11 protein-coding genes are annotated in these 12,154 nt (G+C 72.5%); 8 read left to right on the forward strand and 3 right to left on the reverse strand.

The annotated features are described in order from the left end of the window. Positions 1 to 111 precede the first annotated feature (111 nt). Together ACIRQ9_RS37675 and ACIRQ9_RS37680 are read right to left on the reverse strand one after the other, a co-directional pair. The gene (locus ACIRQ9_RS37675) at positions 112 to 1,755 is read right to left on the reverse strand and encodes a peptidoglycan-binding protein (protein WP_404184422.1); all 1,644 of its coding nucleotides are present in this window, start codon (positions 1,753 to 1,755) and stop codon (positions 112 to 114) included. Between the two features lie 225 nt (positions 1,756 to 1,980). Then, positions 1,981 to 2,427 carry a peptidoglycan-binding protein gene (locus ACIRQ9_RS37680; protein WP_404184425.1) on the reverse strand — a complete coding sequence of 149 codons (447 nt, stop codon included), beginning with the start codon at positions 2,425 to 2,427 and terminating at the stop codon, positions 1,981 to 1,983. A 274-nt stretch (positions 2,428 to 2,701) separates the two neighbouring features. Here ACIRQ9_RS37680 and ACIRQ9_RS37685 point away from each other — a divergent pair, with 274 nt between their 5' ends. Further along, entirely contained in the window at positions 2,702 to 3,475 is a 774-nt protein-coding gene (locus ACIRQ9_RS37685) for a peptidoglycan-binding protein (RefSeq protein ID WP_404184428.1), read from the forward strand. Next, positions 3,472 to 4,422, forward strand: a complete 951-nt coding sequence (locus tag ACIRQ9_RS37690; protein ID WP_404184431.1) for a DUF2690 domain-containing protein — start codon at positions 3,472 to 3,474, stop codon at positions 4,420 to 4,422. Before ACIRQ9_RS37685 ends, ACIRQ9_RS37690 begins: the two co-directional genes overlap by 4 nt. Before the next feature lie 377 nt (positions 4,423 to 4,799). Here the strand turns inward: ACIRQ9_RS37690 and ACIRQ9_RS37695 are convergent, their stop codons facing one another. After that, a complete protein-coding gene (locus ACIRQ9_RS37695) occupies positions 4,800 to 5,480 on the reverse strand; it encodes an SMI1/KNR4 family protein (protein ID WP_404184434.1) in 681 nt (226 codons plus the stop codon). A 278-nt stretch (positions 5,481 to 5,758) separates the two neighbouring features. Here ACIRQ9_RS37695 and ACIRQ9_RS37700 point away from each other — a divergent pair, with 278 nt between their 5' ends. From ACIRQ9_RS37700 to ACIRQ9_RS37725, 6 genes are all read left to right on the forward strand, one after another. Beyond that, a complete protein-coding gene (locus ACIRQ9_RS37700) occupies positions 5,759 to 6,718 on the forward strand; it encodes an STM4015 family protein (RefSeq protein WP_404184437.1) in 960 nt (319 codons plus the stop codon). Next, a complete protein-coding gene (locus ACIRQ9_RS37705; protein WP_404184439.1) occupies positions 6,715 to 7,884 on the forward strand; it encodes an STM4014 family protein in 1,170 nt (389 codons plus the stop codon). The genes ACIRQ9_RS37700 and ACIRQ9_RS37705 overlap by 4 nt, the downstream gene beginning before the upstream one ends. 7 nt (positions 7,885 to 7,891) lie before the next feature. Then, the gene (locus ACIRQ9_RS37710; protein WP_404184547.1) at positions 7,892 to 8,707 is read left to right on the forward strand and encodes an STM4013/SEN3800 family hydrolase; all 816 of its coding nucleotides are present in this window, start codon (positions 7,892 to 7,894) and stop codon (positions 8,705 to 8,707) included. Next, positions 8,704 to 10,041 (forward strand): STM4012 family radical SAM protein, encoded by a 1,338-nt coding sequence (locus tag ACIRQ9_RS37715; protein ID WP_404184442.1) that lies wholly within the window; start codon positions 8,704 to 8,706, stop codon positions 10,039 to 10,041. The genes ACIRQ9_RS37710 and ACIRQ9_RS37715 overlap by 4 nt, the downstream gene beginning before the upstream one ends. A 10-nt stretch (positions 10,042 to 10,051) precedes the next feature. Further along, positions 10,052 to 10,912: an STM4011 family radical SAM protein gene (locus tag ACIRQ9_RS37720; protein ID WP_404184445.1), complete on the forward strand. Its 861-nt coding sequence runs from the start codon at positions 10,052 to 10,054 to the stop codon at positions 10,910 to 10,912. Between the two features lie 391 nt (positions 10,913 to 11,303). Then, positions 11,304 to 11,507 carry a cold-shock protein gene (locus ACIRQ9_RS37725; RefSeq protein WP_093496951.1) on the forward strand — a complete coding sequence of 68 codons (204 nt, stop codon included), beginning with the start codon at positions 11,304 to 11,306 and terminating at the stop codon, positions 11,505 to 11,507. Positions 11,508 to 12,154: the final 647 nt, after the last annotated feature.

The raw sequence follows: 12,154 nt of genomic DNA on the forward strand, positions 1-12,154 counted from the left end.
TTCTCGGGCGGGGGCCGCCCCCCCCCCCGGGGGGGGGGGGGGGGGCCCCGCGGGGGGGGGGGGGGCCCCGCGGGCCCCCCCCCCCCCCGCCGCCGGACCCGGCCCGACCGCTCAGCGGACCCGGATGAAGACCACGTCGTAACTGCTGTTGGTGGTGCGGGACTTGACGTAGACGCCGTCGTTGCTGCCGTTCGGGTTGCCCGTGTTGCCCTCGACAGTGGTGAAGGAGGCCCCGGACACCGTCCGCACGATGCCTATGTGTTCGTTGCCGCCGGTGAAGTCGCTTCCGCCGTCCCAGTCGAAGGCCACGATGTCACCGGGCTGCGGGCTGGTCGTCACCGACAGGTGGTAGTTGCCGGCCCGCGCCTGCTTGACCCAGCCCGACACGTACGAGTTGCGGTAGGAGGTGGCTCCGGTCTGCTTGGCCACCCAGCTCACGAAGGTCGCGCACCAGGCGTAGTCGCTGGTGGACAGCGAGAGACCCACGGCCGCACCGTAGCTGTTCGCACGGGCGCTGCCCTCGACCGTGCCCACCTCGGCCTGGGCCACGTCGAGGATCTTGGCGTAGCCGCCGCCGGGCGGGGGAGAGGACGGCGGCGTCACCGCGCCGTACAGGGCTGCCTTGGTGTTCGTCCCGACGTGGCCGTCGACCGAGAGGCCCTTCTCGGCCTGGAAGTCCCTGACGGCACTGTCGGTGAGCGGACCGAAGTCGCCGTCGACGGCGAGATCGGCACCGTGGTGGTTGAGCAGGCTCTGCAATTCCGTGACGCAGCCGCTGCGCTGTCCCCGCACGATCTCGGCGGGGCACGAGGACGAGGTGAGGTTGATCGGCGCGGGCGCGCCGCTGCCGCCGCCACCGCCGATGTTCGCGTACAGGGCGGCCTTGGTGTTCGGGCCGACCTGGCCGTCGGCGGTGAGACCGTTGGAGGACTGGAACGCCTTCACGGCCGTCAGGGTCTGAGGGCCGAAGCTGCCGTCGACGTCGACGCTCTGGCCCTTGCCGTTCAGCAGGGACTGCAGCGTGGCGACGCAGCCACCGCTCTGCCCCTCCACGATGTTCTCCGGGCAGGACGACGACCTCAGGTCCAGGCTCGTCGACGGAGACTCGTCGTCGTCGTACAGGGCGCGCTTGGTGTTGGCGCCGACCTGGCCGTCGGCGGTCAGGCCGTGGGAGGCCTGAAAGCCGCGGACGGCACTCGCCGTGCCGGCACCGAAGTCGCCGTCCACGTCGACCATGTAGCCGAAGTGGCCCAGGAGTCGCTGGAGTTCGGTGACACAGCCGCCCTTGTCCCCCTGGACGACGTTCGCCGGGCACGAGGAGGACTGGAGGTTGATGGCCGCGGGCGCCGTGCCTGCGGTCGCGTACAGCTTGCTCTTGGTCTGCGGGCCGACCCGCCCGTCCACGGCGATCGCGGTGGCGGCCTGGTACTCACGGACGGCGTAGAGCGTGCTCGACCCGAACTGGCCGTCCACGGCCAGACCGGCGCCGTGCGCGTTGAGGAGGTTCTGCAATTCGGTGACGCAGCCGCTCACTTGGCCCTGCACGATCTCCGTGGGGCAGGACGCGGAGGTCAGCTTGATCGCGACCGGTGCCGCGCTGGCCGGGCCGGCACCGAGCACGATGCCTGCCGAGACCAGGGCGGCGGTGGCGGCGAAGGTCCCGATCCGGATCCGCCACGGCGTTCCGGTGCGGGATTTGCCGCGGTGCCGTGTTCTCTCGTCCTCGGTGGAAACGAGGGATGCGAGTCTTCCCATGGTGGCGAGGTTCTCCTTCGGATGGCTGGAGCGTCGTCGGACGATGCGTCGTGCGGCAGGAGGACGCCTCGCACCTCGGCGTGACCGTGGTCCCGAGGTGGGACCCGGTCCGGGCGGCGAGCGGGAACGCGGATCCCCGGTCCGTCCTGGGCGGGCGAGGACGGACCGGGGTCGCTCACTCAAGAGGCGGGCCGGGCCGGCCGATCGAGTGCTGGGGCGGACGGATCAGGCGGCGAAGCGCTTGAACGCCGCCTGGGTGCCCGCACCGGCGACGCCGTCGATCGCACCCGTGTAGCCGTAGTCGGAGGCCAGCAGACGCTGCAGCGCCTTGATGGTGTTGGTGCCGGGGTCGCCGTCGATGGCGCCGGTGTAACCCCAGTACGTCTTCAGGCAGCGCTGGAAGGCCTTCCAGCTGTTGGTGCCCAGCTGGCCGTCGATGCTGTCGGTGTAGCCCCAGTAGTCCGCGAGGAACTCCTGGACGTTCTTGGCCTCGGCGGTGTTCAGACCGAAGTTCTGCGTCGTGGCCACGGCGGCCGGCTGGGCGGCCACCGACGTGTGCGCGGCGGTGGCGGGCGCCGCGTAGCTCGTGCCCGCGATCGCCACATTGCCGGCGGCGAGGCCGGCGATGGTGATGAGGCCGGCGATGGTCCTGCCCAGAGCGTTCGGTCGCATGCGTTCCTCTTTCGGTCGTGGGTCGGCACCTGTCCCGCTCGGCGGGCAGGTGGCGAGACCAAAGGTGCAGGGCGCCGGGCAGCGGTGGCCACGGCTGCGCGGCAAGTGGCGGATTTGCGGGACGATCACTCCGCTGACCTGCGGTGGCATCGTCGGGTGGGACGGTGTCGCGGGACGCTCGTATGGGACAGCTGTGACAGATGTGGCGGGCTCATGCAGAATGCGGAGTAGCGGAGAGGACCGCGCATACGATCGTGTCCGCTTAGGGGGAACCATGCCGCGCATCAAGCCGCTGCCCGCCGAACTCGACTCCTCCGTAAGGCAGTTGGTGGTTCGGTTACGCGAGCTGAAGACTCACGGCGAGCTGACGATGCGCCGGCTCGCGGCCGGGACCGGCTACAGCGCCAGATCGTGGGAGCGGTACCTAGGGGGTACGTCGCTGCCGCCCCGGGCGGCGGTGGAGGCACTGGCCCGCATCACCGGCGCCGACCCCGTTCGCCTGCTCGCGATGCACGAGATCGCCGCCGCCTCCTGGGACGACCGGCGGGCCGAGTCCGCCGAACAGCCACGGCCCACCGAGCCCGCACCGACGGCACCGCCCGCGTCTCCCGCCACGGCGCCGCCCCCGCGCCGCTTGCCGCACATCGCCCTCACCACCGGTGTCGTTGCCCTGACCGTGGCCTTCATGGCGGCGCTGCTGCTCGTACTGCGTCTCGGCGAGGACGTCGCACCGGCGGCCGTGGCCACTTCCGCCGGCACCACCGCGACCGCGCCGCCGCACTCCTACACGTGCCGCATCACCCGTACGGACGGCCGCTGGTCGGCCGGCATCAACAACGGCCGTGACACCGAGATCAGTTACGGCGACACGGGCGCCGACGTCGCCGAGGCACAGTGTCTGCTCCGCCGCGCGGGCATCTCGCCCGGCGGGATCGACGGCATGTTCGGCCCGCTGACACTGCGGGCGGTGAAGACGTTCCAGGACCGCGCGGGCCTGGTCGTCGACGGCATGCTGGGGCCCCGGTCCTGGAAGGCGCTCCGCGGATGACGCCCGGCGCTCCCTCGCCGTCGGGCGCCCGACTGGCCGCCGTGCTGCAGGAGTTGAAGCAGCGCACCGGTCTGAGCCTGGCACAGCTCGCGAACGCGACGACGTTCAGCAAGTCGTCCTGGGAGCGATATCTCAACTCCAAGAGTCTGCCGCCGCGCAGCGCGGTCGAGGAGTTGTGCCGCCTCGCCGGCGAGGACGCCGACCGCGCGCTGGCACTCCTGGAGATCGCCCGGACGGATCGGAGGGTGGCCGGCACGCCGACGCCGGACCGGCGGCCGACCGACACCTCGCCCGACACCGACCCGTCCGACGCGGCCCCGGGCCCTGCGGGTGAGCCCCAGGACCAGAACCGGTCGCGCGCGCCCGACGGCGAAGCGGATCAGGCGGTCCCCACGCGCGCCGACGCCGTCCGCCTCGTCCCGGCCGGGCACCGGCAGGCAACCGTCCTCACCGCCCTCGCGTCGGCCTGCGCCGTGATCCTGGGAGCGCTCGTGCTCACGCACCTTCCGCCCTCCCGCCCCAAGGAGACGTCAGTCGCCGCCACGCCGACTTCCGCCACCGGAGCGCGCTGTCGGCACACCGCCTGCCAGGACAAGGACCCGATCACGATGAACTGTGCCGCCGGGCCGATGACCCTGGCCGAGCACGAGACGGCCACGGGTGCCTGGATCCAGGTCCGCTACAGCCCGGAGTGCGGGACCAGTTGGGCTCGGATGTGGGGCGCGGCCCTCGGCGACGGCGTCACGATCAGGGCGGGCGGCCGGGACGGCGCCGTACGGTCCGCCCGGGTCACCAGTCGCGGCGAGGCGGACACGTACGTCCACACCCCGATGAGCGGGGTGAGTCCCTCGACCTCCGTGCAGGCCTGCTTCCGTCCCGCGACGGGCGGCAGGAAGGAATGCATCGAGACCCGCCTGAACCGAGCCACTTCGTCGCCGTCGCGGTGACCGGGCAACGGGAGACGTCCGTCCCGCTCGCCCGCGACGCACGGCACAGGGAACTCGGCACAGGGAACTCGGCACACGGCACTCGGCCCGAACGGCCGTCGGCACCATCAGTCACGCGTCCGTGTGCGTCCCGCCGCGTGATCCGGAGGCGAAACGCGCACGGCGGCGCACACTCACACGTACTTCATGCTCCTTCGAGGATCCGGGCCGGCCGACCGTCCACCGACAACGAGCTGTACATGACGACCTTGCCCACGAGACGCTCCTCTGCTCCGGGGTGCTCCCCATGAGTGGCTTCCGAGCTGTCGTCTCCGTGGAAAGCGGGACAGCGTGAGCCCGGTGGATCCGTCACGACGCGCACCAGGAGTCCGACGGGACTACGGAGCCGACAGGGCGGCGCCCTCGGCCTTCTCCAACCAGTCGGTGTACCAGCGGGCGAACGTCACCGGCGTACCGTCCTTGTCGAGCAGCGGCGTCAGGTCCACGTCGTCCACCCGGCAGTCGGACCAGATCGTGCCACGGTGACCGCCGCTGACGATGAGCCATTCCCTCTGGGCGCAGCCCAGGTGGGAGATCACGACGGCACCGACGGTCCGTTCCGGTGCCCACATGGTGGCCTCCCACCGCTCGTCCCACGCCTCGACGGCGTCGTCGAAATCCTCGATGTCGTCGAAGTCCTCCTCCTCGGGGCGTTGGGCAAGAAGGTCGTCGAGCACCTTCTGGTCCGGGCCTTCGGCGGGAAACGGCTCGGCAAGCCTCGTCAGGTCGGCGAGGTCCGCGCCGTCGCCTTCCCAGCGCCAGCGGCCCTGCACGCGCCGAACCGGGAAGAGGCCGTACGCGGGACCGGCACCGCCCGCACCGACGTGGAGCAGAAAGGTCCGGTACTCCTCCGGCAGCCGCACGCCCGTCTGGGCTTCGAGCTCGTCGAGCTCATGTTGGGCAAGGGGGTCCTCCACGATCCATCTGTGTCCCAGCGCCCCGAACACCTTGTCGCCGGAAGGTCCGGCACCGGCCGCCACGAGCCGCCGACGTACGCCCGCCCACCGCTGATCAGTCATGCCCAGACCGTACTTGCCGGCACCGACAACAGGATCGCCGTGTCACGGGTGCGGTTCCGACGGGCTCACGTCCGGCCGCCCCCGAGGCCCCGACACAGCAGGCACGTCGTCCGGTCAGGACTTCAGCCCTCGCACCGCGGCAGCGTCATGCCCGCACGCCCGCACGCCCGCACGCCCGCACGCCCGCCCGGGCCGGGCCTCGCGTCGCGTTGTCAGTGGGGCTTGGTAGAAATGCGATCACCACCGAGCGCGTTCATTTCCGTCACAGGAGCGGCCGTATGACCATCAACGACCACCTCGCCACGTTCTGTCGGCTGCCCGCCCACACCTTCCCCGGCCCCGGTGCGCCCGCCGACAGCCTGCCGGACGCCGGTGCCGTCGCCTGGCGGATCACCAGTGACGTCTACGACGCGGACGAGGACTGGGCGGACGCGTTCGCGCGGTTCCTCGACACCGTCGACACCACCGGGGTGCGGGCGCTGATCGTCGGCGCCTGGCAGGAGGCGTACGACACCGCGCCGACCGGGATCATCGAGGCGCTGCTCGCCGCCCGGGACCGGTTCCCCGCGCTGCGCGGGCTGTTCCTCGGCGACATGGTGATGGAGGAGTGCGAGATCTCCTGGATCCACCAGACCGACGTCACCCCGCTGCTCGAAGCCTTCCCCGAGCTGGAGGAGTTCGGGGTGCGCGGCGGCTCGGGCCTGGTCTTCACCGGCCTGCGCCACACCGCGCTGCGCAGCCTGACCATGGAGAGCGGCGGCCTGCCCGCCCAGGTGGTGCGCGGAGTGAGCGCCTGCGACCTGCCCGCCCTCACCGACCTCGACCTGTGGCTGGGCACCCCCGACTACGGCGGCGACAGCGAGGTGTCCGACCTCGAGGGCATCCTGTCCGGCACCCGGCTGCCGAGCCTGCGCCGGCTGGCCCTGCGCAACAGCGAGATCCAGGACAAGGTGGCCGCCGCGGTCGCCGACTCCGCGGTGCTCGGCCGACTGGAGGTGCTGGACCTGTCGATGGGCGTCCTGACCGACGAGGGCGCCACCGCGCTGCTGAACGGCGGGCCGCTCACCCACCTGAAGAAGCTCGACCTCCACCACAACTACCTGACCGGCCCGCTGCGCGACCGCCTCCGCGGCGCCCTGGAACCGGCCGGCGTCGAGGTCGACCTGGACCGCGACGACGCCGACGAGGACAAGGAAGACGACGGCACGGTGTGGCGGTACGTCGCCGTGGGCGAGTGACCGGCGTCCCCGCGCCGGCCGCCGCCGCGCGGTTCGCGGTCGTCGGAAACCCCGGCAACCGCCGGGTCACCCTGTTCACGGACGCCGTCCACGCGGCCGGGCTGCCCGCACCGCGGGTCGTCGCCTGGGCGGACGTACTGCGGTCCGGGGGAGCGGAGTTCACCGCCGATGAGATCGTCCGGATCGACTCGCCCGGTGAGGACGCCGAGGTCGACCGGCTGCTGCGGGGCCCCGGGGAGCCGACCCGGGTGGCGGGCTCGGCCCGCTGGTACGCCGGGTTCGTCGCCGCCCTGGACACCCTGCGCGGCGGACTGCGGCTCGACGGCCCGGACGAACTCGCCGTGCTCTTCGACAAGCGCCGCTGCCACGCCGTACTGGACGCGGCCGGCGTGCCGGTGCCCGCCTCGCCCACCTCGGGCCCCGGCGCGGCTCCGGTGCGCGGCTGGGACGACGTACGGGCACTGATGCGCGAGCACCGGATGCACCGGCTGTTCGTGAAGCCCGCGCACGGCTCCTCCGCCTCCGGCGTCCTGGCGCTGGAGGCGGCGGGCGGCGGCCGGATCCGGGCGACCACCTCGGTGGAGCGCGCTGCCGACGGCACGCTCCACAACTCCCTGAGGGTCCGCCGCTACACGCGGGAGGCGGACATCGCGGCGATCGTGGACGCGCTCGCGCCGGACGGTCTGCACCTGGAGCGGTGGCTGCCCAAGGCCTCGCAGCAGGGGCGCACCGCCGACCTGCGGGTCGTCGTGGTCGCCGGACGCGCCACGCACGCGGTCGTGCGCACCAGCCGCTCACCGCTCACCAACCTCCACCTCGGCGGCCGCCGCGGCGACCTGGACGAGGCACGGGCCGCGGTGACTGCGGCCGGCGCCCGCTGGTCCGACCTGCTCGGAGTCTCCGAGCGGGCCGCCGCCTGCTTCCCGCACACCCTGTGCGTCGGCGTCGACCTGCTGCCGGCCACCGGCTGGCGCCGCGCCGCGGTCGGCGAGGTGAACGCCTTCGGCGACCTGCTGCCCCGGCTCACCGGACTGCCCGGCAGCGGCGCGGAGGGCCAGGACACCTACGCCGCCCAGGTGACGGCCGCACTGCGCCGCCACCACCCCCGCACACCGCCCCACCCGCAGAAGGAAACACCCCATGCCCTCGCCCGCCCCGGCCGCTGAGCCGGACATGAACGAGGTGGTCGGCAGCCACGACCTCCTCCTCGTCACCCTCGACACCCTGCGCTACGACGTGGCCGCCGAGCTCGCCGCCGCGGGCCGCCTGCCCCACCTCTCGCGTCATCTCCCGGGCGGCGTCTGGGAGAAGCGGCACGCCCCGGGCAGCTTCACCTACGCCTCCCACCAGGCGATCTTCGCCGGCTTCCTGCCCACACCGGCCGCGCCCGGCCCGCACCCCCGGCTGTTCGCGGCGAGCTTCGCGGGCAGCGAGACCACCGCTCCCGGCACCTTCGTCTACGACACCCCCGACCTGGTCTCCGGTCTGGCGAAGGCCGGCTACCGCACGGTGTGCGTCGGCGGTGTCGGCTTCTTCAACCGGCAGGGCCCGCTGGGCTCGGTGCTGCCCGGCCTGTTCGACGAGGCGCACTGGGAGCGGGAGTTCGGCGTCACCGCCCCCGACTCGTTCGAGAACCAGATCGACCGCGCGGAGCGGACCGTGCGCGAACTCCCCGACGAACAGAAGCTGTTCCTCTTCGTCAACGTTTCCGCGCTGCACCAGCCGAACTGGTTCCACCTGCCCGGCGCCACCCGCGAGGCCGGCGACAGCCGAGCCACGCACGCCGCCGCCCTGGAGTACGTGGACCGGCACATCGGCCGGTTGTTCGCCGCCGCCGGCAGCCGCCGCCGCTGCTTCGCGATCGTCTGCTCCGACCACGGCACCGCCTACGGCGACGACGGCTACACCGGCCACCGCCTCGGCCACGAGTCCGTGTGGACCGTGCCGTACGCCCACTTCTTCCTCGACCCGGCGGAGACCGTCCGATGACCACCGCGACCACGGCGAGCCCCTACCAGAGCTACGTCTACGCCTATCCGCACAAGACCGCCTACCGCCGCCTGCCCGACCGCCCCGCGCTGCGCGACCTGTGGGCGGACGAGCCGAAGGACGCGCTCTCCCTCTACCTCCACATCCCGTTCTGCGAGGTCCGCTGCGGCTTCTGCAACCTTTTCACCCGGATCGGCGCCCCCGACGGCCTGACCGGCGCCTATCTCGACGCCCTGGAACGCCAGGCAAGAACCGTGCGCGAGGCACTGGGCGACGACGGCCGGGTGCGGTTCGCGACGGCCGCCTTCGGCGGCGGCACCCCCACCTTCCTGACCGCCGCCGAGCTGAGCAGGCTCTGCGACATCGCCGAGCACCGGATGGGCGCCGACCTGAAGGCCGTACCGCTCTCCGTGGAGGCCTCGCCCGCCACCGCGACCGCCGACCGGCTCACTGTCCTCGCCGAGCGCGGCACCACCCGGCTCAGCCTCGGCGTGCAGAGCTTCGTCGACTCCGAGGCACGGGCGGCCGTACGGCCGCAGCGCCGCGCCGACGTGGAGGCCGCGCTGTCCCGGGTCCGCGAGGCGGGCATCCCCGTCCTCAACATCGACCTCATCTACGGCATCGACGGCCAGACCGAACAGACCTGGCTGCGCTCCCTGGACGCGGCCCTCGCCTGGCGGCCGGAGGAGCTCTACCTCTACCCGCTGTACGTCCGCCCCCTGACCGGGCTCGGCCGGCGCACCGGCACGGACGACGACCCGCAATGGGACGAACAGCGGCTGCGCCTGTACCGGACGGGCCGCGACCACCTCCGCGCGCACGGCTACACCCAGCAGTCCATGCGGATGTTCCGGCGCGCCGACGCCCCGCCGCAGAGCGCCGACGACTACGCCTGCCAGACCGACGGCATGATCGGGCTGGGCTGCGGCGCCCGGTCGTACACCGCGGACCTGCACTACTCGTTCGACTACGCCGTCGACATGCACGAGATACGCGGGATCATCGACGACTACGTCTCCCGTCCGGCCGGGGACTTCGCCCGTGCCGAGATCGGCCGCCGGGTCGACGGGGACGAGGCACGGCGCCGGCATCTGCTCCAGTCCCTGCTCCAGGCGGACGGACTGCGCCACGACGCCTACCGGGCCCGCTTCAACACCGCCCCGGCCGCACACTTCGGTGCTGAACTGGACCGGTTCGCGGACCGCGGCTGGCTCGCCGACGACGGCACCGTGCTGCGCCTCACTCCCGAAGGCCTCGCGCACTCGGACGCGATCGGCCCCGAGCTGTTCTCTCCCGCCGTCCGGGCCGCCATGGCCGGCTACGAGCGGAAGTGACCGCGCCGCCATGGACCTGACCCTGCTCTACCGCGGCCCGCTCGCCTCCTGCGACTACGACTGCCCGTACTGCCCGTTCGCCAAGCGGCGCGACTCCACCGAGCAACTGCGCGCGGACCGGGCCGCGTTGGAACGGTTCACGGAGTGGGCAGGGGCGCAGACCGAGGACCGGCTGTCGATCCTGTTCACGCCCTGGGGCGAGGGGCTGGTCCGCTCCTGGTACCGGCGGGCCCTCGTGGAACTGTCCCACCGGCCGCACGTGCGCCGGGTGGCCATCCAGACCAACCTGAGCTGCCGCACCGACTGGCTGGCCGACACCGACCCCGGCACGCTCGCTCTGTGGTGCACCTACCACCCGGGCCAGACGCCCTACGACCGGTTCCTCGCCAAGTGCCGTGACCTGGCGGCGCGCGGCGTCCGGTACAGCGTGGGGATCGTCGGCCTCGCGGACCACCTGGACGCGGCCCGGCGGCTGCGCGCGGACCTGCCGGACCACGTCTACCTGTGGGTCAACGCGGCCGAGGGCCACGCCTACACGGACGCGGAGGCCGCGGTCTGGACGGACCTGGACCCGCTGTTCCCCTACAGCCGGACCCCGCACGCCAGCGCCGGACTGCCGTGCCGGACGGGCGAGTCGGTGGTCTCCGTGGACGGGGCGGGCACGGTCCGCCGCTGCCACTTCGTCCCGGCTCCGCTCGGCAACCTCTACGACGGCTCCTACCGTGCCGCGCTGCGCCCCCGGGCCTGCCCGCTGGCCGTATGCGACTGCCACATCGGCTACGTGCACCTGGAGACGCTGCCGCTGTACGACGTGTTCGCGGGCGGGGTCCTGGAGCGCGTCCCGGCATCCCTGCCGGTCGTGCCCAGCTAGGAGCTGTCCGGCCGATCATGTGAGTGGCTAGGCCTTCACCGACTGCGAGTCCACGACCCCCGCGCTCGGCTCCGGGCTCCACACGACCGGATGGAGAACGGCCGGTCAGGCGGCCAACCCGAGGTCGACGGCGCGTGTGCTCCCACCGTCGCCGGCCTCGGGGTGTGCGTGGCACCGAACGCAGCCTGTCAGGGCAACTCCGTGTCCCAGTGGCCGAGCCCCGCCAACCGGTGTAGCGTCGTCATCAGCAGTCGTGGTTCCGAAGTCCCGTTCGCCCGTGATCGCAGTCACGGGCGTTTTTGCTGTTCAAGGCCTCTCCGGACCAGGCGATCACCTCCGGACCCCGCGCGGTGCGGGGCCCGAAAACGAGTCCCCTCGAAGGAGACAGCACATGGCTACAGGCACGGTGAAGTGGTTCAACTCGGAAAAGGGCTTCGGCTTCATCGAGCAGGACGGCGGCGGCCCCGACGTCTTCGCCCACTACTCGAACATCGCCGCTCAGGGCTTCCGTGAGCTCCAGGAAGGCCAGAAGGTGAACTTCGACATCACGCAGGGCCAGAAGGGCCCGCAGGCGGAGAACATCACACCCGCCTGACGACGCACGAGTAGGCCCCGGCCATTGCCCCGCCCGCAGGCCCGTGCGGTCCGGACGGTGGGGCACTGTGCGTCGTATGTCCAGGACCTCGGGGAGCTTCTTCCAGTCCTACCGCCGTCGGCTGCGCTGAGCGCGGCCGACGAGCGGGCGGCAGGCAGGTCCCCGATTGCCTTCCTCACCGGGCATGGCCCGGAATGCCGCGTATCGCGCTGGAACCCGGCTGCATTCAGACGACGGGCACCTCGCCGAGCCGACGGCCGTCATCGGCTTTGGTCACCAAGAGCGCAGTAGCCTCGGCGTCGGCCGGGAAGCCCGTCCACCAGGGCGGGGCGGGTGCGTGGACCCCGAAGTCGCACGGCGCGCTGCACAGATTCCGGCCGTGGACACCTCCCGAGATACCGACGCGTCCTGGATGCCGAGGCGGGACGTGCGCTTCTTCTCGTCCTGGACGGCGTTGACGAGTGCCTGGCCACCAGCAAAGGAATCGCCTGCTGTGGCACTCCAGCGACTCGACCCTCCGCGCCGGATCAGAAGGCCGTGGGGGGGGGGGGGGCACCCCCCCCCCCCCCCCCGCCCGGGGCCCGGGCGGGGGGGGGGGGGCCGGGGGGGCCCCGCCCCCCCCCCCCCCCCCCGGAACACAACACCGA

Origin of the sequence: Streptomyces sp. NPDC101237 (genome assembly GCF_044767465.1) — a bacterium.
GTDB lineage: Bacteria > Actinomycetota > Actinomycetes > Streptomycetales > Streptomycetaceae > Streptomyces > Streptomyces gramineus.

Coding starts and splice junctions, on each gene's coding strand:
- ACIRQ9_RS37680 (WP_404184425.1), bottom strand. CDS start 2,427: ATGCGACCGAACGCTCTGGGCAGGACCATCGCCGGCCTCATCACCATC.
- ACIRQ9_RS37710 (WP_404184547.1), top strand. CDS start 7,892: ATGAACGAGGTGGTCGGCAGCCACGACCTCCTCCTCGTCACCCTCGAC.
- ACIRQ9_RS37700 (WP_404184437.1), top strand. CDS start 5,759: ATGACCATCAACGACCACCTCGCCACGTTCTGTCGGCTGCCCGCCCAC.
- ACIRQ9_RS37690 (WP_404184431.1), top strand. CDS start 3,472: ATGACGCCCGGCGCTCCCTCGCCGTCGGGCGCCCGACTGGCCGCCGTG.
- ACIRQ9_RS37720 (WP_404184445.1), top strand. CDS start 10,052: ATGGACCTGACCCTGCTCTACCGCGGCCCGCTCGCCTCCTGCGACTAC.
- ACIRQ9_RS37695 (WP_404184434.1), bottom strand. CDS start 5,480: ATGACTGATCAGCGGTGGGCGGGCGTACGTCGGCGGCTCGTGGCGGCC.
- ACIRQ9_RS37675 (WP_404184422.1), bottom strand. CDS start 1,755: ATGGGAAGACTCGCATCCCTCGTTTCCACCGAGGACGAGAGAACACGG.
- ACIRQ9_RS37725 (WP_093496951.1), top strand. CDS start 11,304: ATGGCTACAGGCACGGTGAAGTGGTTCAACTCGGAAAAGGGCTTCGGC.
- ACIRQ9_RS37715 (WP_404184442.1), top strand. CDS start 8,704: ATGACCACCGCGACCACGGCGAGCCCCTACCAGAGCTACGTCTACGCC.
- ACIRQ9_RS37685 (WP_404184428.1), top strand. CDS start 2,702: ATGCCGCGCATCAAGCCGCTGCCCGCCGAACTCGACTCCTCCGTAAGG.